This is a genomic window from Microbacterium saperdae (assembly GCF_006716345.1).
In the GTDB taxonomy this organism is placed as follows: domain Bacteria; phylum Actinomycetota; class Actinomycetes; order Actinomycetales; family Microbacteriaceae; genus Microbacterium; species Microbacterium saperdae.
On the sequence record NZ_VFOX01000001.1, the window covers coordinates 1,426,856 to 1,448,805 of the forward strand.

Sequence of the window (21,950 nt, forward strand, 5' to 3'; positions counted from 1 at the left end):
TCGTAGGTCTTGTCACGACGTCGTCCCCTTCGTCGGTCGGCGGCCGGTGCGATCGTTGCGGTTCTCGCAGCGATCGTCCTGGCCGCCGATCAGTTTGTGAAGTACCTCACGATCACGAACCTGCCGTTGCAGGAGCCCGTGCCCGTGCTCGGAGAGTTCCTCCAGCTGTACTACGTGCGAAACCCCGGAGCGGCTTTCTCGCTCGGCTCCGAGGTGACGTGGATCTTCACCATCGCCTTGTCGGTGGTGGCGGCCGTGATCATCTGGAAGGCGTTCGGGTTGCGTTCGCGCCTCTGGGCCGTCGTACTCGGCTGCCTGCTGGGCGGCGTGCTCGGCAACCTCGGTGATCGGCTGTTCCGCGAACCCGGGTTCCCGGTCGGCCACGTCGTCGACATGATCTCGATGCCCTGGATGATGCCGGCGATCTTCAACGTCGCTGACGTGTTCATCGTCACCGGCATGATCTCGGTCGCTCTCCTGGTGGTCTTCGGCTTGCGTTTCGACGGTTCGCGCGAGCGCGATCACGTCGCGGTCGAGACCGAGGAGGAAGCGGAGGCGGTTGCGATCGCCGACGCCGAGAAGGCTCGTGTGGATGACGTGGACGGGTCGTCACCCGAACATGGGGCCGACGTGACCTCCGAAGGCAGCGCACCGGCCGCAGAGGGACGCTGACGCGTGGAATCGCGGTCTCTTCCCGTGCCTGACGGGCTGGAAGGCGCACGCGTCGATGCCGCCCTGGCCAAGATGCTGGGCTTCTCACGCACGTTCGCCGCCGACGTCGCGGCCGCCGGAGGCGTGCGTCTGGATGGCGTGACTCTCGACAAGTCCGACCGCCTGCGCGGTGGCGCCTGGCTCGAGGTCGAGTGGGCTCCCAAAGAGGGGCCGAAGATCGTCCCCATCGCGGTGCCGGAACTCGGCATCGTGTACGACGACGATGACATCGTGGTCGTGGACAAGCCCACCGGAGTCGCCGCTCACCCCTCGCTCGGATGGGAGGGGCCGACCGTGGTCGGCGCTCTCGCAGCTGCAGGTTTCCGTGTGGCCACCACGGGCGCTCCGGAACGGCAGGGCGTCGTGCACCGGCTGGATGTCGGCACCAGCGGCCTGATGGTCGTCGCCAAGTCCGAACAGGCGTATACGGCGCTCAAACGTGCCTTCAAGGAGCGCACGGTCGAGAAGATCTACCACGCGGTCGTCCAGGGTCATCCGGACCCCTTGGCCGGCACGATCGATGCGCCGATCGGCCGCCACCCGAACCACTCCTGGAAGTTCGCCGTCGTCCCCGACGGCAAGCCCTCCGTGACGCACTACGAGACGCTGGAGGCGTTCCCCGGTGCGTCACTCCTCGAGATCCATCTCGAGACCGGGCGCACGCACCAGATCCGCGTGCACATGGCCGCGCATCGTCATCCGTGTGTGGGTGATCCGCTCTATGGTGCCGATCCGACGCTGTCCGCTCGCCTGGGCCTGACCCGCCAGTGGCTGCACGCCCACAAGCTCGGCTTCGCGCACCCGGCCACGGGCGACTGGGTGCAGTTCGAGTCTCCGTATCCCGCGGACTTCCGCCACGCGCTCGACGTGCTGCGCGGCGAGTAACTCCCGCTACCGCGCCGTGTCGGCGGTGTGCGGGACACTGGTCGCATGGACATCGAGGTTCGCCCCGCGACCGAGTTCGACGACGTCGCTGCGCTCGTGGGGCCGAAGAAACCGACGTCGAACGTGTGCTTCTGCCTGAGCTACCGCATCGGCAGCAAGGAGAACCTCGCGCTGAAGGGCTCGGCACGCGCCGATCGGGTACGGGAGCTGTGCCACGAGGATCCGCCGCCGGGCGTGATCGCCTATCTCGATGACGAACCGGTCGGCTGGGCGGCGGTGCACCCGCGGAGCGGCACGAGCTTCGCCCGCAACCGGCTGATCCCCCACATCGACGAGCTCGACGTGTGGTCGCTCTGGTGCGTGCGCGTGCGTCCGGGGCACCGCAAGCAGGGGATCTCCCACGCCCTCATCGACGGGGCGGTCGCCTATGCGAGGGAACGCGGCGCGCCGGCGATCGAGGGATACCCGGTCGACAACGGCGGCGCGCGGGTGAATCTGACGATGGCGTACGTCGGCACGCGCAGGCTGTTCGAAAGCGCCGGTTTCACGAAGGCGGCGGATACGCAGTCGGTGCTCGACGGATTCCCGCGGGTGTTGATGCGGCTCGACCTGAGGAGCTCGTGAACTCCGACGAAGAATCCGTGAACCGTTCTCGCGGGCAGGGGCAATACTCAGTGTGAGCACCGACAGCGAGATCATCCACCGATCGCTCGACGAGCCCGGAGTCTTCTCCGAGATCTTCGAGCGGCACGTCCGGCCCGTCGGCGGCTATATCCGGCGACGGATCGGAGCCGATGCCGTTGACGACGTCCTCAGCGAGACCTTCCTCGTCGCCTTCCGCCGGCGTGCCTCGTTCGATACCCGATGGGAGTCCGCCCGCCCGTGGCTGCTGGGCATCGCGACCAAGCTGGTGAAGAGTCATCGCGCCGATGAGGCACGCCAGTGGCGGGCTTTCGAGGCCTCGTCGGCGGCGGATGCCGTGGTGCGAGAGGTACCGCACGCAGCAGCCGACGCACGCCTCGACGCCGATGCCGCGCTCCGACGCCTGGCTCCGCGGATCGCTTCTCTGGCGGCCCGTGATCGCGACACGTTGCTGCTCCATGCCTGGGGAGACCTGACGTACGAGCAGATCGCCGATGCGCTGGGCGTGCCTGTCGGCACTGTCCGATCTCGACTGAACCGCGTCCGGCGCAAGCTCGCACCACCGGGGTCGCATTCCGCGGCCCGATTGACCTGGATGGCGAAGGAGGAGAGCGATGCTGCTTTTGGAACAAGTGCGTGAGATCGGGGCCGACGAGGCCCCTGTGGAAGAGGACACCGTCCGCGTCGCGCGTCAGGCGCTCCTGCGGGAGGTCGCGCGAGCCGCTCGACCCGATCGTGTGCGTCGCCCGCACCGCAGGGCATGGGCGGGCTTCGGCATCGGAGCGGTCGTCGCGGGTACCGCCGTGACCGCGATCGTGATGGGCTCCGTCGTGGTGGCACCTGTGCCGGATGTCGCGGCCGCGGCGGTGCTCGAGAGCGCCGCCGAGGTCACGGTGGGTGCCCAGGACACGCAGTTGGAGCCGGGACAGTTCCTGCGTATCGAGACGCAGGGGGAGTATCTGCAGTTCTGGGATGCCGCATGGGCAGACGATGATGACGAGAGCACCTTCGCATTCAACGCATCTCGTGAACGCGCCGATGCCGCGGTGCTGGTGCGAGATTCTCGCGTTCTCTACGTCCCTGCCGATCGCTCGGGTGATTGGTTCTTCGACTGGGGCACCGCGGATGTCGTGAAGTCCTTCGGGGACCGAGGCGCGGAGGCTGCCGAGAAGTTCGCCGACTGGCCCGCCGCCACGGGACGCGAGAGCGGCACGATCCAGACTCTGCCGGCGGGGGAGTTCCTCGCGCCTGATGGCGACACACCTCCGCAGCCGTATCTGGCCGACACCTACAGGCCGTACTACTCGGAGATGCCGCGTGAACCGGAGAAGCTCCTGGACTGGCTTCGTGCGCGGTCGGGGATGTCCGGCGTCGAGGCCGACCGCTGGCTGGTCGCAGGCCTCTCCGACCCGTCCTCGATCAACTTGATGCCCCCTGAGCTTCGTGCCGCCTTCTTCCGGGCGATCGCGATGATCCCGGGCTTCGAGGTCGTCTCGGTCGACGACGATCAGGCCACCCTGCGCTATGTCGTGACCGGCCACCGGACGACGACGATCGCGATCGACACCGCGCACGGACTCGTGGATTCGATCGCCGAGGGGTACGGCACCGGAGGGGTGACGGGTGATGTCCCCGAGTCGGTCATCCGCGTGAGCACCACGGTCGTCGATTCGGCACCCGATCCGCGGTAGCGCCCGGATCTGAAGAGCGAGATCTGCGGTTCCGTGCACGACTGCCCAGCGGAACCGCAGATCTCTGCTCCGGTCACTCCGGACGGGCGGTCGAAACGGGCGTATCTGGCACCCGATGTCGGATGCCGAAAGTAGAATCGAACCCATGGCATCCGACTCCTTCGTCCACCTGCACGTCCACAGCGAGTACTCGATGCTGGACGGCGCGGCGAAGATCGGATCGATGACGCAGGCGGCCGCGGAGTACGGTATGCCGGCCATCGCGGTGACCGACCACGGCAACACCTTCGCCGCCTTCGAGTTCTACAAGGCGGCCAATGCCGCAGGCGTGAAGCCGATCATCGGCTTGGAGGCGTACGTCACCCCGGGCACGCACCGCAGCGACAAGACCCGCGTGCAGTGGGGCTCGCCGGATCAGAAGGGCGACGACGTCTCCGGTTCCGGTGCGTACACCCACATGACGATGTGGAGCCAGAGCACCGAGGGCATGCACAATCTCTTCCGGCTCAGCTCCCGGTCGAGCATGGAGGGCTACTACTTCAAGCCGCGCATGGACCGCGAGTTGCTCCAGACCTACTCGAAGGGCCTGATCGCGACGACCGGATGCCCCTCGGGCGAGATCCAGACCCGTCTCCGCCTCGGCCAGTACGACGCGGCCCGTGCCGCCGCCGCCGAGTTCCAGGATCTCTTCGGCAAGGAGAACTACTTCGCCGAGATCATGGACCACGGTCTGTCGATCGAGCGGCGCGTGATGACGGATCTGCTGCGCCTCGCGAAGGACCTGAACATCCCGCTGGTCGGTACCAACGACTCGCACTACACGCACCAGCATGAGGCCGACGCGCACGCCGCGCTGCTCTGCGTGCAGTCCGGTTCGACCATGGACGACCCGAACCGCTTCAAGTTCGACGGCGACGGGTACTACATCAAGACCGCGGCCGAGATGCGCCAGCTCTTCCGTGACCACCCCGAGGCCTGCGACAACACGCTGCTGATCGCGGAGCGCTGCGAGGTCGAGTTCAACACGGCGGCGAACTACATGCCCCGGTTCCCTGTACCTGACGGCGAGACCGAGGACAGCTGGCTCATCAAGGAGGTCGAAGACGGCCTCCACTACCGTTACCCCGCGGGCATTCCCGACAAGGTGCGCAAGCAGGCCGAGTACGAGACCGGCATCATCCTGCAGATGGGTTTCCCCGGATACTTCCTGGTGGTCGCCGACTTCATCAACTGGGCGAAGGACAACGGCATCCGCGTCGGTCCCGGCCGTGGTTCCGGTGCCGGTTCGATGGTCGCCTACGCCATGAAGATCACCGACCTCGACCCGCTCGAGCACGGTCTGATCTTCGAGCGGTTCCTCAACCCCGACCGCGTCTCGATGCCTGACTTCGACGTCGACTTCGATGACCGTCGTCGTGGCGAGGTCATCGACTACGTCACGGCGAAGTACGGTTCCGAGCGCGTCGCGCAGATCGTCACCTACGGCACCATCAAGTCCAAGCAGGCGCTGAAGGACGCCGGGCGCGTGCTCGGCTTCCCCTTCAGCATGGGGGAGCGGCTCACCAAGGCGATGCCGCCGCCCGTGATGGGAAAGGACATGCCGCTCGACGGCATGTTCGACTCCGCGCACCCCCGGTACAAGGAGGCGAGCGAGTTCCGTGCGCTCATCGACACCGATCCTGAAGCGAAGACGGTGTTCGATCGCGCGCTCGGCCTCGAAGGGCTGAAGCGACAGTGGGGCGTGCACGCCGCCGGTGTCATCATGTCGTCCGAGCCGCTGCTCGACATCATCCCGATCATGCGCCGCGAGCAGGACGGCCAGATCGTCACCCAGTTCGACTATCCGTCGTGCGAGTCCCTCGGCCTGATCAAGATGGACTTCCTCGGGCTGCGAAACCTGACGATCATCTCCGACGCGCTCGACAACATCCGCACGAACCGTGGCGAGGAGCTCGATCTCGAGCACCTCGCACTGGATGACCAGGGTGCGTACGACCTGCTCGGTCGCGGCGAGTCGCTCGGCGTGTTCCAGCTCGACGGCGGGCCGATGCGTTCGCTCATGCGGCTGATGCGTCCCGACAACTTCGGTGACATCTCCGCGCTCATCGCCCTCTACCGTCCGGGCCCCATGGGCGCGAACTCCCACACGAACTACGCGCTCCGCAAGAACGGCGCGCAGCCGATCACGCCGATCCACCCCGAGTTCGAGGAATCGCTCGCCGACATCCTCGAGGAGTCCTACGGTCTGATCATCTATCAGGAGCAGGTCATGGCGATCGCCCAGCGCGTCGCCGGCTTCTCGCTCGGTCAGGCCGACATCCTCCGTCGCGCGATGGGCAAGAAGAAGAAGTCGGAGCTGGACAAGCAGTTCGAAGGCTTCCAAGCGGGAATGCACGCGAACGGCTACTCCGACGGAGCGGTGAACGCGCTCTGGGAGATCCTGCTGCCGTTCTCCGACTACGCTTTCAACAAAGCGCACTCCGCGGCGTACGGCGTCGTCTCGTACTGGACCGCCTACCTCAAGGCGCATTACCCGGCCGAGTACATGGCTGCTCTTCTCACCAGCGTCGGCGACTCCAAAGACAAGATGGCGCTGTACTTGAACGAGTGCCGCCGCATGGGTATCAAGGTGCTCCCGCCCGACGTGTCCGAGTCGATCAACTTCTTCGCGGCCGTCGGCGACGACATCCGTTTCGGACTCGGCGCGGTTCGGAACGTCGGCAGCAACGTGGTCGAGGGCATCGTGAACGCGCGGAAGGACGAGCGGTTCACGTCGTTCCACCACTTCCTCGACAAGGTGCCACTGCACGTCTCGAACAAGCGCACGGTGGAATCCCTGATCAAGGCGGGCGCCTTCGACACGATGGGCGACACCCGTCGTGCCCTCATGGAAGTGCATGAGGATGCCGTGGAAGCGGCCGTCGACCGCAAGCGCAACGAAGCGCAGGGAGCAATCGGCTTCGACTTCGACAGCCTGTACGACGGCATGGAGGAGGCGGCTCCGGCGAAGGTTCCGGCGCGCCCCGAGTGGATCAAGAAGGACAAGCTCGCGTTCGAGCGGGAGATGCTCGGTCTGTACGTGTCCGACCACCCGCTCGCCGGGCTGGAGGTTCCGCTGGCGAAGCACGCATCGATCTCGATCCACGACCTCAACAACTCGGAAGACCTGCAGGACGGCGACCAGGTCACCGTCGCCGGGCTCGTCACGAGCGTGCAGCACCGCGTCGCGAAGGCCAGCGGAAATCCTTACGGCATGATCACCGTCGAGGACTTCAACGGCGAGGTCACCGTGATGTTCATGGGTAAGACCTACACCGAGTTCCAGCACACCCTGCAGCAGGACTCGATCCTCGCGGTCCGCGGTCGCGTCTCGCGACGTGACGACGGGCTCAACCTGCACGCGCAGTCGGCGTTCTCGCCGGACATCGGATCCTTCGACGCCGCGGGTCCCCTGTCACTCGTGCTCGCCGAACAGCGGGCGACCGAACGTGTCATGAGCGAGTTGGCGGAGATCCTCCGGCGTCACAACGGCGACACCGAGGTGATGCTGCGCGTGCACCGAGGAGGCACGGCGAAGGTCTTCGAGGTGCCGATGCCGGTGAAGGTCACAGCCGACCTGTTCGGCGACCTCAAGTCGCTTCTCGGACCGACCTGCCTGGGGTGAGCGGGTAGGATCGTGAGCCGTCGGGAAGCATGACGCCCCTCCCTGTCGTGCACCGTGACGAAAGGACCACTGATGAGCACGGAACTCCCTGAGATCCCGGACGCCGAGAGCGAGCCGTTCATCGACGACGACGGCGTGCTCTACGACGACGACGTCACACCCGAGTTCGGCATCCTCGGCTTCACGCTCCGCGAACTCCTCATCGTCGGCGTATGGCTGGTGGCCTTCGTCGTGTCGTTCTTCCCGTTCGCGCAGGGTGTCTCGATCTGGGGGACGGGGATCCAGTGGATCCTCCCCATCGGCGTACCGACCGTCGCGGTGTTCCTCGTGGTCCTGCGCCGGTTCTCGCCGGACGGGATCCGCCGGGTCGGATCGCTGGGCATCGATCAGTTCGCCTCCGTGGCGTTCTCGGTCGCCGCGGTGTTCTGGGTCGGTCTGCTGTGGAGCGCGGTGGCGTCCGTGATCGAGGTGGGCGTGTTCAGCCTGTGGTGGGGCGGCGTCGTCCAGTTGGTGGCCGCGCTGGCCCTCGTGGTGCTCACGGTCTTCGCCCCGATCATCCCCGGACTGAAGGAAGACTTCCATGGGCGTCTGGTGACGCTCGCACACCGCAACGCCAACCCGGTACGTCCGGTGATCCCGCGTCCGCGACCCGAGCCGGCTCCGATCGTGGCCGATCTGGAGTCGCCGGCCCCCGATTCCGACGTGACGGCGCCCGAGATCGACACCGAACCGGCGACGCACGCCGTGGACGTGGTCGAGCTGGACGTCGAGCTGTCCGGAGAGCAGGCGACCGACGAGGTGGCACGGCTCGACCTCGCCGCACAGATGCCGATCGCCTCGCACGTGTCGGGCGGCGACACCGGGACCGAAGAGGCGACGGCCGACGAGGACTACGTGCCGACGTACTCGCGACGCTCCCGGAACCAGGAGATCGTCTCCGACACGGGCAGCATCGAGTCTCTCCTCGAGACGGCGCAGACGGTCGAGACCCCCGGTTCTGCGGATACGGATGTGATCGGCGACGAGCAGTTCACAGAGGAGTCCGACGTCGAAGCCACGAACCCTCGCGAGGCTGCGGTGGCGGCGGCACAGCCGTTCTGGATCCTCGCTCCTTCCGAGCGCGACGTGCACGATGAGCGCGGAGAGCCCCTGTTCCGCATCGGTCCTGGCGCCTGGGCCCTCGTGATCGAAGACCGCGGTGGGGCGTTCGTCGTGCGCCATGATGACGGCCGAATCGGCTATCTCCACGACATCTCAGACATCACGAAGGGTTGACAGTGCGCACCATCGATCTGCGGGGGCGCGAGCTCTCGCTCGCAGGCATGCTCGCAGCAGTACCTCGGGCCACACAGGCCAGAGCAGAAGCTCTCGAGACGGCCGCCCGCATCGTCGACGACGTGCGCGAGCGCGGTGAGGACGCACTGCGCGAGCAGGCGGAGAAGTTCGACCACGTCTCGGGTCACGACGTGCGCGTGCCGGCCGAGCACATCGAGGAGGCCCTGGCGTCCGTGGATCCGGCGGTGAGAGCCGCACTCGAGGAAGCGATCGTCCGCGTGCGTCAGGGATCCGCGGCGCAGGTTCCCGCCCCCCAGACCACCGTGATCGGACCGGGCGCGCAGATCCTGCAGCGGTGGCAGCCGGTCTCGCGCGCTGGCGTCTACATCCCGGGCGGAAAAGCCCCCCTCGCGTCGAGCGTGGTCATGAACGTCGTTCCCGCTCAGGTTGCCGGCGTGCAGCAGATCGCGCTGGCCTCCCCGCCGCAGGCGGCTCACGACGGACGGATTCACCCGACGATCCTCGCCGCCGCCGGGCTGCTCGGAATCACCGAGGTCTATGCGATCGGTGGCGCAGGCGCCATCGGGGCTCTCGCCTGGGGAGTGTCCGCCATCGGGCTCGATCCTGTGGATGTCGTCTCCGGCCCGGGGAACAACTACGTCGCCTCCGCCAAGCGTGCCGTCGCCGGAGTCGTCGGCACGGACTCGGAAGCGGGAGCGACCGAGATCCTCATCGTGGCGGATGCCGGCGCCGACGCGCGTCTCGTTGCCGCCGACCTGATCAGTCAGGCCGAGCACGACGAGCAGGCATCCGCAGTGCTCGTCACCGATGCGCCCGAGCTGGCCGCCGCCGTCGATGCCGAACTGGAGCGTCAGGCTGCGGCCACGCGGCACAGTGTCCGCGTCGGTGTGGCGTTGGACGGGCCGCAGTCGGCCATCGTCCTCGTCGACGACCTGGCCATGGCGACGGACTTCAGCAATGCCTACGCGCCGGAGCACCTGGAGCTGCACGTGGCAGATGCGGCCGACGTGGCGTCTCGCTTCACGAGTGCCGGTGCGGTCTTCGTCGGAGATCAGACGCCCGTCAGCCTCGGTGACTACATGGCCGGGAGCAACCACGTCCTGCCCACGGGGGGACAGGCACGCTACGCACCGGGACTCGGCGCCTACACGTTCCTGCGTCCGCAGCAGGTCATCTCCTACGACCGCGATGCTCTCGCCGCCGTGCGGGAGGGCGTGGTCGCGCTCGCGAACGCCGAGGTGCTCCCCGCGCACGGTGAGGCGATCGAGGCTCGTTTCACGGCGTAGGTTAGACAGATGCATTGCCCTTTCTGCCGCCATTCCGACTCTCGCGTGATCGATTCGCGTACCAGCGATGACGGCTTGTCGATTCGTCGACGTCGGCAGTGCCCCGAATGCGGGGGACGCTTCACCACGACGGAGACCGCGAGCCTCAACGTGATCAAGCGGTCGGGCGTGATGGAGCCGTTCAGTCGCGAGAAGGTGATCTCGGGCGTCCGCAAGGCGTGCCAGGGGCGTCCGGTGACGGAGGCGGACCTCGCGATCCTCGCCCAGCGCGTCGAGGAGGCCGTGCGGCAGACCGGGGTGTCTCAGCTCGACACGAACGAGATCGGCCTGGCGATCCTGGGCCCGCTGCGCGACCTCGATGAGGTGGCCTTCCTGCGGTTCGCGAGCGTCTACCAGGCGTTCGATTCGCTCGAGGATTTCGAGAGTGCGATCACCGACCTTCGCGCCGATCACGCGGAGCAGGGGTCCGTCGACCGGTAATCTGGCAGGGATGTATCCGCTGCTCTTTCGCGCTGTCCTGTCGCGCTTCGACCCCGAGTTCGCCCATCACGCCGGCATGGCGGTGATCCGTGTGCTCGGCACGCCCCCGTTCTCCTGGGCGACCCGTGCACTGACACGCCCTGATCCGTCCCTGCGGGTCGAAGCGCTCGGGTTGACGTTCCCGTCGCCGTTCGGCGTCGCCGCCGGCTTCGACAAGAACGCCGTCGGCGTGCGCGGCCTCGCCGCGCTCGGCTTCGGCCACGTCGAGGTCGGCACGGTGACGGCGATCCCCCAGGAGGGCAACCCGAAGCCGCGGCTGTTCCGACTGATCGCCGACCGCGCCGTGATCAACCGCATGGGTTTCAACAATGCGGGCGCCGATGCCGCGGCTCGCCGGCTGGCGTCGCTGAAGCGCGGCGCACCCGACACCATCATCGGCGTGAACATCGGCAAGAGCCGAGTCGTCGACGTCGAGAACGCGACAGCGGACTACGTGGCCTCTGCCACGCGTCTCGCACCGCTCGCGGACTACCTCGCGGTGAACGTCTCGTCGCCGAACACTCCGGGACTGCGCGGGCTGCAGGCGGTGGAGACCCTCGCGCCGCTGCTGCGCGCCGTCCGTGCCGCCGCCGGTGCGACCCCGCTCCTGGTCAAGATCGCCCCCGACCTCCCGGATGAGGAGATCACGGCGATTGCCGAGCTGGCAGTCGCGGAAGGCCTCGACGGCATCATCGCGCACAACACCACCATCAGTCGCGAAGGGCTGTTGACCGATTCGGCGACGGTCGAGGCAGCAGGTGCCGGGGGTCTGTCCGGCGCGCCGCTCAAGGAGCGTTCGCTGCAGGTCCTGCGCCTCGTGCGCGCGGCCGTTCCGGCGGAGTTCTGCGTGATCGCGGTCGGGGGAGTCGAGACGCCCGCCGATGTGCAGGAACGTCTGGATGCCGGCGCGAACCTGGTTCAGGGCTATACCGCCTTTCTCTACCGCGGTCCGTTCTGGGGACGAGAGATCAACCGCGGGCTCATCGCCCGCTGAGATCGCCGCACACGAAGAAGGCCTCCTGCTCTGTCGAGCGAGGAGGCCTTCTTGTTGAATATGCAGCGTCAGGCGGGGTACTGGCCTCGCTTGACCTGAGGCTTCGGCAGACGCATGAAGCGCATCTGCAGCGCGCGCATCGCGGCATACCAGCCAAGACCGCGCTCCATGCGCTCCTTGCCGAACTTCTCTGCGACCTTGCGCTTGACGCGCAGGCCGAGCAGGATCATGCCGCCGACCGCGATGAGCAGGTACGCCATCATCGCGATGTACGCGTAGTAGGCGATCGCGAGCTGCGCCGGCACGAGCGAGGCGAGGATCACGAGGACCATCACGGCCATCACGAACTCTGCGGGGTGCCAGCCGGCATCCACGTAGTCACGGACCCATCGGCGCTGGGGGCCCTTGTCGCGGGCGGGGAGATACTTCTCCTCGCCGGCTGCCATACCGGCCTGCGCGCGGTTGCGTCGCTCGTTCAGCTCGGCACGCGCTGCGGCCTTCGCTTCCTTGGTGTTCGCGACCAGGGGGCGGCGGCGCGCCGCTTCCTGCTCCGCGCGGGTCGGCGTCGCACGGCCCTTGCCGACGGCGGTCGTCTCAGGGGCGTCGTCGTTCGTCGATGGGGGGACAGGGGTAGTGGCCACGAGATTCCTCGGTTCGCTGATGGTGGATCACCTTAAGATTACTCGCATGACCTCTCCTGCTCTCCCCAGTGCGTCCGACTCGGCTGTCCTCGAGGCGGTGGCGACGGGAATCCCTGCCGCGCTCTCCGACCTCGGGCACCTCGTGCGCATCCCCGGCATGGCCTGGCCCGCGTTCGATCAGACCCAGTTGCAGCGCAGCGCGGATGCCGTCGCTGCGCTCGCGCAGGACACCGGTGTCTTCGACGAGGTGCGGGTGCTGCGCGCCGCGATCCCCGGATCCGGCGAGCTGGGTCAGCCGGCCGTGCTCGCGAGCCGGGCGGCCCGCAATGGCAGACCCACGATCCTCCTGTACGCGCACCACGACGTGCAGCCTCCCGGAGACGACTCGCTGTGGGAGACGCCGCCGTTCGAGCCCACCGTCCGTGACGGTCGTCTCTACGGCCGTGGCGCCGCCGACGACAAGGCCGGCGTCATGGCGCACATCGCATCGATCCGCGCCGTTTCCGAGGTGCTGGGCGATGACCTCGATCTGGGCATCGCGCTGTTCATCGAAGGCGAGGAGGAGTACGGCTCCGCCTCGTTCGCGCAGTTCCTCTCCGACAACAAGGAGGCGCTGCGCGCCGACGCCATCGTGGTCGCGGACTCGGGCAACTGGGATTCGGTCACGCCCGGACTGACCGTGTCGCTCCGTGGGAACGCACGTTTCGTCCTCCGCGTCCGCACGCTGGATCACGCCTCGCACTCCGGGATGTTCGGGGGAGCGGTGCCCGACGCGATGATGGCGACCGTGAAGCTGCTCTCGACGCTGTGGAACGACGATGGATCCGTCGCCGTCGAAGGGCTCACCGAACGGGACTCGCCGACACCCGACTACTCGGAGGAGACTCTCCGCGATGAGGCCGGGCTGTTGCCGACGACGCAGCCGATCGGAAACGGGACGATCCTGAGCCGCATCTGGAACAAGCCGGCCGTCACGATCATCGGCATCGACACGACGAGCGTGGCATCCGCGTCCAACACGCTGCTGCCGGAGACGACGGTGGTCCTCAGTGCTCGTGTCGCCCCCGGACAGAGCGGGGCGGACGCGTACGCCGCTCTCGAGCGGCATCTCCGCGCGCATGCTCCGTTCGGGGCGGAGCTGACGTTCTCGGATGTGGATCTCGGCGATGGCTTCCTCGTCGACACCAGCGGTTGGGCGGTCGGTCTCACTCGCGATGCGATGCACGACGGGTACGGCGTCGCACCGGTCGATCTCGGCGTGGGTGGCTCCATCCCGTTCATCGCCGACCTCGTGCGGGAGTTCCCGCAGGCGCAGATCCTGGTCACCGGCGTCGAGGATCCGCATTCGAGGGCGCACAGCCCGAACGAGTCCCTGCACCTGGACACGTTCCGTCATGCCGTCGCCACGGAGGCGCTGCTGCTCGCGCGGATGAACGGGCTCGAGCGTCCGCTCTGAACGTCCTCGTGCACGGCTCTCCCGCGATCTCGCCGCCTTCACCGCATGCGACGGTAGAATTGCGGGAAAGCCGTGCCACCGCGGCCCGTCACAAGGAGCGACATGAGCGACACCACACTGACTTCGGACACCACCGGTACCAAGCCCCACGGCATCAGCCTGACTGACGCTGCCGCGGTGAAGGTCAAGAACCTCCTCGAGCAGGAGGGACGCGACGACCTGCGTCTGCGCGTCGCCGTGCAGCCCGGCGGATGCTCCGGCCTGATCTACCAGCTCTACTTCGACGAGCGCTACCTCGAGGGCGACGAGACCGTCGACTTCGACGGCGTCGAGGTCATCGTCGACAACATGAGCGTGCCGTACCTCGATGGTGCATCCATCGATTTCAAGGACACGATCTCGGAGCAGGGCTTCACGATCGACAACCCGAATGCTGCGGGCAGCTGCGCCTGCGGAGACAGCTTCCACTGATCCGCGGTGTTCGGGTGCCGTGCGCGGCCGCATGGTTCGCGACGGCGCCCGGAACCCTCCGCAACCTGCGTGGTTGGCATGAATCAGGTGTGAGGTTGCCCTAGACTTGGATGTGCCCTGTCCGCAATCTGAAAGGTGCATCGTGCCCTCGAAACACCGCCTTCGTTGGGCCGCACTCCCTGTGGGAGTCGTGGCAGCCGTGGTCCTGGCGGGATGTACCACCACCGAGTTGAACGGCTATCTGCCGGGCTTCGTGGAGGGTGAGCCTGCGGCCACCAACCAGACCGAGCGCGTGTCGTCTCTCTGGGTCAACTCCTGGATCGTCCTTCTCGCCGTCGGCGTCATCACCTGGGGCCTGATGGCCTGGGCCGCGATCGCCTACCGCCGTCGCAAGGGCCAGACCGGTCTGCCCGTGCAGATGCGGTACAACATGCCGATCGAGATCTTCTACACGATCGTGCCCCTGATCCTCGTGCTGGGAATGTTCTTCTTCACCGCGCGCGATCAGTCCGAGATCGAAGCCAAGTGGGACGACCCCGACGTCGAGATCACCGCGATCGCCAAACAGTGGGCGTGGGACTTCCAGTACGACGCCGACTCGGACGAAGACACCGTGTGGACGATGGGCATCCAGGCCCAGCCGGACAAGGACGGCAACATCGACCAGGCTCAGCTGCCGACGCTCGTGCTTCCGGTCGATGAGAAGGTCACGATCAACCTGCAGTCGCGCGATGTCATCCACTCCTTCTGGATCATCGACTTCCTCTACAAGAAGGACATGTACATCGGGAAGGACAATTCCTGGTCCTTCATCCCGACGCGTGTAGGCGAGTATGCCGGCAAGTGCGCCGAACTCTGCGGCGAGTACCACTCGATGATGCTCTTCAACGTCAAGGTCGTCGAACAGGACGAGTACGACGCCTATCTCCAGCAGCTCAAGGAGAAGGGCAACACCGGTGACATCACGGACGAGTACGACCGTCTGACTAACCTCCCCGGAACCACGCCCAAGACCGACTCCGAGGAAGGAGAGGAGTAAGCCATGTCGACAACTGAAGCCCCCCGCACCGACGAGGCCCCTCGCTCCCGACCCACTGCTCTCCCTGCCCGTCAGGCCGCTCTGATGAGCTCCTCGCGTGTCGAGCAGAAGGGCAACATCGTCGTCAAGTGGATCACGTCCACTGACCACAAGACCATCGGGTACATGTACCTGATCGCCTCTGTGCTGTTCTTCCTCCTCGGCGGTGTGATGGCTCTCGTCATCCGCGCCGAGCTGTTCGCGCCGGGAATGCAGATCATCCCGACCAAGGAGCAGTACAACCAGCTGTTCACGATGCACGGCACGATCATGCTGCTGATGTTCGCGACGCCGCTCTTCGCCGGCTTCGCGAACGCGATCCTGCCGCTGCAGCTCGGTGCGCCGGATGTCGCGTTCCCGCGTCTGAACGCCTTCGCGTTCTGGCTCTTCCTCTTCGGCTCCACGATCGCCGTCGCCGGCTTCCTCACCCCGCAGGGTGCGGCGTCGTTCGGATGGTTCGCCTACCAGCCGTTGGCGAGTGCATCGTTCTCCCCGGGTGTCGGCGGAAACCTCTGGATGGTCGGCCTCGGAATCTCGGGCTTCGGCACGATCCTCGGAGCCGTCAACTTCATCACGACCGTGATCACGATGCGTGCCCCCGGAATGACGATGTGGCGCATGCCGATCTTCTCCTGGAACACGCTCATCACGAGCCTCCTGATCCTGATGGCGTTCCCTGTGCTCGCCGCCGCGATCTTCGCCGCTGCCGCCGACCGCATCCTCGGTGCACACGTCTACGACCCGGCCAATGGCGGAGTGCTCCTCTGGCAGCACCTGTTCTGGTTCTTCGGTCACCCTGAGGTGTACATCATCGCGCTGCCGTTCTTCGGCATCGTCTCCGAGATCTTCCCGGTGTTCAGCCGCAAGCCGATCTTCGGATACAAGACGCTCGTCTACGCGACGATCGCGATCGCCGCCCTGTCCGTCGCCGTGTGGGCTCACCACATGTACGTGACCGGATCGGTGCTGCTGCCGTTCTTCGCCCTCATGACCATGCTGATCGCGGTGCCGACGGGTGTGAAGATCTTCAACTGGATCGGCACGCTCTGGCGAGGGTCCGTGACCTTCGAGACGCCGATGGTGTTCGCGCTCGGGTTCCTGGTCTCCTTCGTCTTCGGCGGTCTGACCGGTGTGATCCTCGCGGCTCCGCCGCTCGACTTCGCACTCTCCGACTCCTACTTCGTGGTCGCGCACTTCCACTACGTCGTGTTCGGTACCGTCGTGTTCGCGATGTTCGCCGGCTTCTACTTCTGGTGGCCGAAGTGGACGGGACGGATGCTCAACGAGCGTCTCGGCTACGTGCACTTCTGGATGCTGTTCATCGGCTTCCACATGACCTTCCTCATCCAGCACTGGCTGGGCGTCGACGGCATGGTGCGCCGCTACGCGGACTACTCGGCGGCCGACGGCTGGACCTGGCAGAACCAGGTGTCGACCATCGGTGCGATGATCCTCGGTGCTTCGATGCTGCCGTTCTTCCTGAACGTGTGGATCACGGCGCGCAAGGCACCCAAGGTCACCGTCAACGACCCGTGGGGCTACGGCGCATCGCTCGAGTGGGCGACGTCCTGCCCGCCGCCGCGTCACAACTTCACGTCGATCCCGCGCATCCGCAGCGAGCGGCCCGCGTTCGACCTGAATCACCCGGAAGCTGCGGAGTTCGCCACGACGGCTCCGGGCGAGCGAGAGGTCCACTGAGTCATGCGCGATAACGTCATCCTCTGGTGGGTGCTGACAGCCTTCTTCGCCCTCATCGGCGTCGTCTACACCGGCTGGCACATCCTGGCGACACCGTCCGAGAACTTCGCGGAGCGGATCGAGTGGGTCGGCACGGTCGCCCTGTTCTTCGCCGCCTTCATGGGCGCGATGATCGCGTTCTACCTCGACCGCACGCACGCCGCTCAGAAGGGCGAGCTGCCGGAAGACATCCTGACTGCGGACATCGACGACGGAGACCCCGAGCTCGGCGAGTTCAGCCCGTGGTCCTGGTGGCCGATCGTCCTCGCCGGATCCGCCGCGGTCTTCGTCGTGGGTCTGGCCGTCGGACACTTCCTGCTGCCGATCGGTCTCGCGATCTTCGTCGTCGCGATCGTCGGCTGGGTGTACGAGTACTACCGCGGCAACTTCGCCCGCTGAGCACCACCATATGAAGAAGGCCCTCGGATTCGTCCGGGGGCCTTCTTCGTCGTGGCGGGAGGGTCAGGCGTGCGAACGGATACGGGCGATCCCGGTCAGCGGGTCGACGGGGCGGTGGTGCACGCCATCCGCGTCCTCGATCGCGTACCCCTCGCGCACCCAGTACTCGAAGCCACCGATCATCTCGCGCACCCGGTAGCCGAGCTTCGCGAACTCCTGGGCGCCCTTCGCGCCGGCGTTGCAACCGGGGCTCCAGCAGTACACCACGACCTCAGCGTCGGCGCTGATCTCGAGGGGAGCTCGTGTGGCGATCTCGCTGTAGTGCATGTGCGTGGCGCCGGCGACGCGGCCCTGGGCCCACGCCTCGTCCGAGCGCACATCGATCACGACGATGCTCTCCCCGGCTTTCAGCGCGGCATGCACGTCGCTGGGGTCGGTTTCGTAGGCGAGCTTGGCGGCGTAGTAGTCGGCGCGATCGATCATGCCTCCCAGCCTAGGAGTGCGCGCCGACGATGCGCCGTCGTGTTCCGGACGCTGATGAGCGCAATTCGGTCAGCGCCCGGTCGTCGTCAGAGCTCGACGGTCATCTGCACACGGCGGCCGTAGCGGTCCAGACCGAGAGAGGCCTCGACGTCGACCAGTTCGCGCAGGAACGGCGTCTCGGGGATGCTCTCGAGAAAGCCGCACGAGGCGTAGAACGGCGCGTTCCACGGAACCTCCGCGTAGGTGCGCAAGGTGACGCGCGAATAGCCCCGTGCACGGGCCTCGTCGAGTGCCGCGGTGACGAGTTGCCGCCCGTGTCCCTGTCGGGCCGCAGAGGGCAGCACAGAGAGCTGCTCGAGGTGGGCGTGGCCGTCGACGTCGAGGACGTGGACGAAGCCCACGGGGGAGTGCGCGGGCCGGTCTTCGCCGATGAGGACGAATCCCGGTGCGGAGAGACGCTCTGCCCCGTCGCCGGATGGAGGCCACTGCCAGGCACCTAGCGCGTCGATCAGCAGCGCGTCGGCCGCTGTCTCGATCACGTGGATCATCTCGGCATCGGAGGCCTCTGCCGTGCGGATGGAGCCGTTCACGACTCTTCTCCTGCCACCGCAGCGATCGCCTCGATCTCGACGAGCTGGTGGTCGTACCCGAGTACAGTCACGCCCAGGAGAGTGCTGGGGACGTCGTGTGTGCCGAACGCAGCGTGGATGACGTCCCAGGCTGTCACGAGGTCCTGCTGTCGTGTGGAGGCCACGAGGACGCGCGTGCTGATGATGTCCGTGAGGGAAGCCCCGGCAGCCGCCAGCGCGTCCTTCAGCGTCTCGACGCATCGCTCGGCCTGGGCGGCGTAGTCACCAGGTGCGGTCGTCGTCCCGTCGTCTTCGAGAGGACAGGCACCGGCGAGGAAGATGAGGCGTGAACCGGCCGGAGCAGTTGCGGCGTACGCGTAGGGGGCATCGGCGAGGGCATCGGATCGGATGAGTCTGACTGCGGATGTCATACCTTCGATCCTTCCATGGGTACATGAAAGGGCCCTGTCCGGGTGGACAGGGCCCTTTCAAGGGGGGGAGCGGACGAGGTTACTCGCCGTCCTCCGACTTCTTCTTGCGAGGCTTCTTCACCGGCTCGGTCGCGATGACCGTGCTCGGGGTGTTCGGCGTCTCGTCGACGTGCGTCTCATCCACCGTGAGCGGGGCATCCGGGAAGCCGGCGCGCTCGTGAGCGCCCTGGATCTCGGCGACCTCGGTCTCGTCGTTGTGCGCCGTGACGTGGTGCTGGTGCGCGTCGGCCTCTTCGATCTGCGACTGCGTCAGCGGAGCCAGACGGTCTTCGAAGAACCAGCGCGAGAGCGAAGAACGGAGGTTCTCGGTCCACGGGATGCGGCCCTTGGCGTTCGGACGGACGACGAGGGGCTCGTAGCCGTCGACATCGATGAGCTTCCAGCGGTCGTACTGGTCGACCGGCTGGTGCACCTCGATGAACTCGCCACCGGGGAGGCGGACGATGCGGCCCGACTCGAAGCCGTGCAGCACGATCTCGCGGTCCTTCTTCTGGAGCGCGATGCAGATGCGCTTCGTGACGAAGTAACCGAGGATCGGTCCGATGAACAGGAGCGCCTGCAGCGTGTGGATGACACCTTCCATCGTGAGCATGAAGTGCGTCGCGATGAGGTCGGAGGATGCCGCAGCCCACAGCACCGCGTAGAAGACGACGCCGGCGACGCCGATGGCGGTGCGGGTCGCCGCGTTGCGCGGACGCTGAGCGATGTGGTGCTCGCGCTTGTCGCCCGTGACCCACGCCTCGATGAAGGGGTAGATCGCGACGAGCACGATGAACAGACCGAGCACGACCAGCGGCAGCAGGATTCCGAACGACCAGGTGCGGTCGAGGAACACGATGTCGAGGTTCGACGGTGCGAGACGCAGCGCGCCGTCCGCGAATCCGATGTACCAGTCGGGCTGGGTTCCGGCGGAGACGGGGGAGGGGTCGTACGGTCCGTAGTTCCAGATCGGGTTGATCTGGAAGAACGTCGCCATGAGCACGATCGTGCCGAAGACGATGAACAGGTAGCCGCCCATCTTCGACATGTACACCGGCATCATCGGGTAGCCCACGACGTTGTCGTTCGTGCGGCCGGGGCCGGCGAACTGCGTGTGCTTGTTGATGATCATCAGCATGAGGTGCACCACGATGAGCGCGATGACGAGCATCGGCAGCAGCAGGATGTGGAGCGTGTACAGGCGTCCGACGATGTCGGTTCCGGGGAACTCGCCACCGAACAGCAGGAACGACGTCCACGTACCGATGAGCGGGATGCCCTTGATCATGCCGTCGATGATGCGCAGACCGTTACCCGAGAGCAGGTCGTCGGGGAGCGAGTAGCCGGTGAAGCCCTCTGCCATCGCCAGGACGAACAGCACGAAGCCGATCACCCAGTTGAGCTCGCGCGGCTTGCGGAACGCACCGGTGAAGAACACGCGGAGCATGTGCACGCCGATACCGGCCACGAAGACCAGAGCGGCCCAGTGGTGGATCTGGCGGACCAGGAGTCCACCGCGCAGGTCGAAGGAGATGTGGAGCGACGACTCGAGAGCCGCCGACATCTCGATGCCACGCATCGGAGCGTAGGCGCCGGTGTAGTGGGTCTCGACCATCGAGGCCTGGAAGAAGAACGTCAGGAAGGTTCCGGAGAGGAACACGACCACGAAGCTCCACAGGGCGATCTCGCCGAGCATGAACGACCAGTGGTCAGGGAAGATCTTGCGACCGAGCTCCTTGACGAAGCCAGACAGGCTGGTGCGCTCATCGATGTAGTTCGACGCGGCACCGACGAAGCGACCGCCGAGCGGTGCCTTGGTTTCCTTGTCGTCTTTGGACAGCGTTGCGGTGCTCAATGGCGCTCCCAGAAGCTCGGGCCGACGGGTTCCTTGAAGTCGCTGCGTGCGACGAGGTAGCCCTCGTCGTCGACCGTGATGGGCAGCTGCGGCAGCGGACGTGCAGCCGGTCCGAAGATCACCTTGGCGTGATCGGTGACATCGAACTGCGACTGGTGGCACGGGCACAGCAGGTGGTGGGTCTGCTGTTCGTACAGGGCGACAGGGCAGCCGACGTGCGTGCAGACCTTGGAGTACGCGACGATGCCGTCGTACGACCAGTCCTTGCGGTCCTCGGCCTCGATGAGCTGCTCGGGACGCAGGCGCATCATCAGCACGATCGCCTTCGCCTTCTCCTCGAGGTAGCCGTCGTGGTGGCTGAGCTCGGCGAGGTCGGCGGGGATCACGTGGAATGCGGATCCGAGCGTGACGTCCGAGGCGCGGATGGGCGTGCCGTCCGGGTCGCGGACCAGGCGCATGCCTTCGTCCCACATCGTGTGCTTGAGCAGCGTGACCGGGTCACCGGCAGTGGGATCTTCCGGCGTCGAGTGCGGCGCGAGGCCACGGAACAGCGTGACGCCGGGGATGATCGACGCCACGACCGCTGCGAACAGCGAGTTGCGGATCATCGTGCGGCGTCCGAAGCCGGACTCCTCGTTCGCGTCGGAGAACGCCTGGATGGCCGCTTCGCGCGTCGAGTCCTTGCCCCGGGTGGGGTGGCGGTACTCGATGTGCTCCTTGTCGGACATCAGAGCCTTCGACCAGTGGATCGCGCCGATGCCGATGCTCAGCAGGGCCAGGGCGATGCCCAGACCGATGAAGAGGTTGTTCTGACGGATGTCGATGAGCGCGCCGCTCTCGATCGGGAACAGCATGTAGGCGGCGACCGCCCAGATGCTGCCCGCGAGCGAGAGGTAGAACAGGGTGTAGACAGTGCGGTCCGCGGTCTTCTCAGCGCGCGGGTCCTTGTCGGTCATCCGCTCGCGGTGCGGCGGAAGCCCCGGGTTCTGCACGGGATCGCTGACTGCGACACCCAGCCCTGGAGAGGGCTGGTAGGCCCTGTCAAGAGCCTGCGAGTCGTCGTCGTGTGCCATGGTGCTCCTCGTACGTTCCTCTTCGATGAA

General features: G+C 66.5%; 21 protein-coding genes. 15 read left to right on the top strand and 6 right to left on the bottom strand.

The features are described from left to right. The first annotated feature begins 9 nt into the window (after positions 1–9). The 10 genes from lspA (at position 10) to FB560_RS06760 (ending at position 11,688) form a co-directional block, all read left to right on the top strand. On the top strand, positions 10–672 hold the full coding sequence (gene lspA / locus FB560_RS06715) for a signal peptidase II (RefSeq protein WP_229673201.1): 663 nt from the start codon (positions 10–12) through the stop codon (positions 670–672). A gap of 3 nt (positions 673–675) precedes the next feature. Then, the gene (locus FB560_RS06720; RefSeq protein ID WP_141871649.1) at positions 676–1,596 is read left to right on the top strand and encodes an RluA family pseudouridine synthase; all 921 of its coding nucleotides are present in this window, start codon (positions 676–678) and stop codon (positions 1,594–1,596) included. A gap of 45 nt (positions 1,597–1,641) precedes the next feature. Next, the gene (locus tag FB560_RS06725; protein WP_141871650.1) at positions 1,642–2,220 is read left to right on the top strand and encodes a GNAT family N-acetyltransferase; all 579 of its coding nucleotides are present in this window, start codon (positions 1,642–1,644) and stop codon (positions 2,218–2,220) included. 52 nt (positions 2,221–2,272) lie between these two features. Then, positions 2,273–2,878 (top strand): RNA polymerase sigma factor, encoded by a 606-nt coding sequence (locus FB560_RS06730; protein WP_141871651.1) that lies wholly within the window; start codon positions 2,273–2,275, stop codon positions 2,876–2,878. Continuing rightward, complete coding sequence (locus tag FB560_RS06735; RefSeq protein ID WP_141871652.1) at positions 2,853–3,929, top strand: hypothetical protein; 1,077 nt, start codon at positions 2,853–2,855, stop codon at positions 3,927–3,929. The genes FB560_RS06730 and FB560_RS06735 overlap by 26 nt, the downstream gene beginning before the upstream one ends. A 145-nt stretch (positions 3,930–4,074) precedes the next feature. Next, positions 4,075–7,593 carry a DNA polymerase III subunit alpha gene (gene dnaE, locus FB560_RS06740; protein WP_141871653.1) on the top strand — a complete coding sequence of 1,173 codons (3,519 nt, stop codon included), beginning with the start codon at positions 4,075–4,077 and terminating at the stop codon, positions 7,591–7,593. A gap of 72 nt (positions 7,594–7,665) precedes the next feature. Beyond that, positions 7,666–8,868: a hypothetical protein gene (locus FB560_RS06745; protein WP_141871654.1), complete on the top strand. Its 1,203-nt coding sequence runs from the start codon at positions 7,666–7,668 to the stop codon at positions 8,866–8,868. Between the two features lie 2 nt (positions 8,869–8,870). Then, positions 8,871–10,175: a histidinol dehydrogenase gene (gene hisD / locus FB560_RS06750; RefSeq protein WP_141871655.1), complete on the top strand. Its 1,305-nt coding sequence runs from the start codon at positions 8,871–8,873 to the stop codon at positions 10,173–10,175. Between the two features lie 9 nt (positions 10,176–10,184). Then, complete coding sequence (gene nrdR / locus FB560_RS06755; RefSeq protein WP_141871656.1) at positions 10,185–10,655, top strand: transcriptional regulator NrdR; 471 nt, start codon at positions 10,185–10,187, stop codon at positions 10,653–10,655. Positions 10,656–10,665: 10 nt separating this feature from the next. Beyond that, positions 10,666–11,688 (top strand): quinone-dependent dihydroorotate dehydrogenase, encoded by a 1,023-nt coding sequence (locus FB560_RS06760; protein ID WP_141871657.1) that lies wholly within the window; start codon positions 10,666–10,668, stop codon positions 11,686–11,688. 68 nt (positions 11,689–11,756) lie between these two features. Here FB560_RS06760 and FB560_RS06765 read toward each other — a convergent pair whose 3' ends face one another. Next, positions 11,757–12,329: a DUF3043 domain-containing protein gene (locus FB560_RS06765; protein WP_141871658.1), complete on the bottom strand. Its 573-nt coding sequence runs from the start codon at positions 12,327–12,329 to the stop codon at positions 11,757–11,759. A gap of 46 nt (positions 12,330–12,375) precedes the next feature. Here FB560_RS06765 and FB560_RS06770 point away from each other — a divergent pair, with 46 nt between their 5' ends. The 5 genes from FB560_RS06770 to FB560_RS06790 all read left to right on the top strand — a co-directional run bounded on the left by FB560_RS06770 (position 12,376) and on the right by FB560_RS06790 (position 17,470). Then, positions 12,376–13,785 (top strand): dipeptidase, encoded by a 1,410-nt coding sequence (locus FB560_RS06770; protein ID WP_141871659.1) that lies wholly within the window; start codon positions 12,376–12,378, stop codon positions 13,783–13,785. A 102-nt stretch (positions 13,786–13,887) separates the two neighbouring features. Beyond that, positions 13,888–14,256 carry an iron-sulfur cluster insertion protein ErpA gene (erpA, locus tag FB560_RS06775; protein WP_141871660.1) on the top strand — a complete coding sequence of 123 codons (369 nt, stop codon included), beginning with the start codon at positions 13,888–13,890 and terminating at the stop codon, positions 14,254–14,256. 142 nt (positions 14,257–14,398) lie between these two features. After that, positions 14,399–15,295 carry an aa3-type cytochrome oxidase subunit II gene (gene ctaC / locus FB560_RS06780; RefSeq protein WP_141871661.1) on the top strand — a complete coding sequence of 299 codons (897 nt, stop codon included), beginning with the start codon at positions 14,399–14,401 and terminating at the stop codon, positions 15,293–15,295. Between the two features lie 3 nt (positions 15,296–15,298). Beyond that, positions 15,299–17,032: an aa3-type cytochrome oxidase subunit I gene (gene ctaD, locus FB560_RS06785; protein ID WP_188895205.1), complete on the top strand. Its 1,734-nt coding sequence runs from the start codon at positions 15,299–15,301 to the stop codon at positions 17,030–17,032. Positions 17,033–17,035: 3 nt separating this feature from the next. Next, positions 17,036–17,470, top strand: a complete 435-nt coding sequence (locus FB560_RS06790; RefSeq protein WP_141871662.1) for a cytochrome c oxidase subunit 4 — start codon at positions 17,036–17,038, stop codon at positions 17,468–17,470. 63 nt (positions 17,471–17,533) lie between these two features. Here the strand turns inward: FB560_RS06790 and FB560_RS06795 are convergent, their stop codons facing one another. From FB560_RS06795 to qcrA, 5 genes are all read right to left on the bottom strand, one after another. Beyond that, positions 17,534–17,953 carry a rhodanese-like domain-containing protein gene (locus FB560_RS06795; protein WP_141871663.1) on the bottom strand — a complete coding sequence of 140 codons (420 nt, stop codon included), beginning with the start codon at positions 17,951–17,953 and terminating at the stop codon, positions 17,534–17,536. Positions 17,954–18,039: 86 nt separating this feature from the next. Then, a complete protein-coding gene (locus tag FB560_RS06800; protein ID WP_229673198.1) occupies positions 18,040–18,543 on the bottom strand; it encodes a GNAT family N-acetyltransferase in 504 nt (167 codons plus the stop codon). Continuing rightward, positions 18,540–18,953, bottom strand: coding sequence for a RidA family protein (locus FB560_RS06805; RefSeq protein WP_141871664.1), 414 nt, complete (start codon positions 18,951–18,953; stop codon positions 18,540–18,542). Before FB560_RS06805 ends, FB560_RS06800 begins: the two co-directional genes overlap by 4 nt. Positions 18,954–19,032: 79 nt before the next feature. Next, positions 19,033–20,847, bottom strand: a complete 1,815-nt coding sequence (gene qcrB, locus FB560_RS06810; protein ID WP_141871665.1) for a cytochrome bc1 complex cytochrome b subunit — start codon at positions 20,845–20,847, stop codon at positions 19,033–19,035. Beyond that, complete coding sequence (gene qcrA, locus FB560_RS06815) at positions 20,844–21,920, bottom strand: cytochrome bc1 complex Rieske iron-sulfur subunit (RefSeq protein ID WP_141871666.1); 1,077 nt, start codon at positions 21,918–21,920, stop codon at positions 20,844–20,846. Before qcrA ends, qcrB begins: the two co-directional genes overlap by 4 nt. Between the last annotated feature and the right edge of the window lie 30 nt (positions 21,921–21,950).

Excerpts from the sequence above, each read along its gene's own strand:
- FB560_RS06745 (WP_141871654.1), top strand. The coding sequence starts at position 7,666 with ATGAGCACGGAACTCCCTGAGATCCCGGACGCCGAGAGCGAGCCGTTC.
- ctaD (WP_188895205.1), top strand. The coding sequence starts at position 15,299 with ATGTCGACAACTGAAGCCCCCCGCACCGACGAGGCCCCTCGCTCCCGA.
- FB560_RS06760 (WP_141871657.1), top strand. The coding sequence starts at position 10,666 with ATGTATCCGCTGCTCTTTCGCGCTGTCCTGTCGCGCTTCGACCCCGAG.
- FB560_RS06805 (WP_141871664.1), bottom strand. The coding sequence starts at position 18,953 with ATGACATCCGCAGTCAGACTCATCCGATCCGATGCCCTCGCCGATGCC.
- FB560_RS06795 (WP_141871663.1), bottom strand. The coding sequence starts at position 17,953 with ATGATCGATCGCGCCGACTACTACGCCGCCAAGCTCGCCTACGAAACC.
- erpA (WP_141871660.1), top strand. The coding sequence starts at position 13,888 with ATGAGCGACACCACACTGACTTCGGACACCACCGGTACCAAGCCCCAC.
- dnaE (WP_141871653.1), top strand. The coding sequence starts at position 4,075 with ATGGCATCCGACTCCTTCGTCCACCTGCACGTCCACAGCGAGTACTCG.
- FB560_RS06790 (WP_141871662.1), top strand. The coding sequence starts at position 17,036 with ATGCGCGATAACGTCATCCTCTGGTGGGTGCTGACAGCCTTCTTCGCC.
- FB560_RS06735 (WP_141871652.1), top strand. The coding sequence starts at position 2,853 with ATGCTGCTTTTGGAACAAGTGCGTGAGATCGGGGCCGACGAGGCCCCT.
- FB560_RS06770 (WP_141871659.1), top strand. The coding sequence starts at position 12,376 with ATGACCTCTCCTGCTCTCCCCAGTGCGTCCGACTCGGCTGTCCTCGAG.
- qcrA (WP_141871666.1), bottom strand. The coding sequence starts at position 21,920 with ATGGCACACGACGACGACTCGCAGGCTCTTGACAGGGCCTACCAGCCC.
- nrdR (WP_141871656.1), top strand. The coding sequence starts at position 10,185 with ATGCATTGCCCTTTCTGCCGCCATTCCGACTCTCGCGTGATCGATTCG.
- FB560_RS06725 (WP_141871650.1), top strand. The coding sequence starts at position 1,642 with ATGGACATCGAGGTTCGCCCCGCGACCGAGTTCGACGACGTCGCTGCG.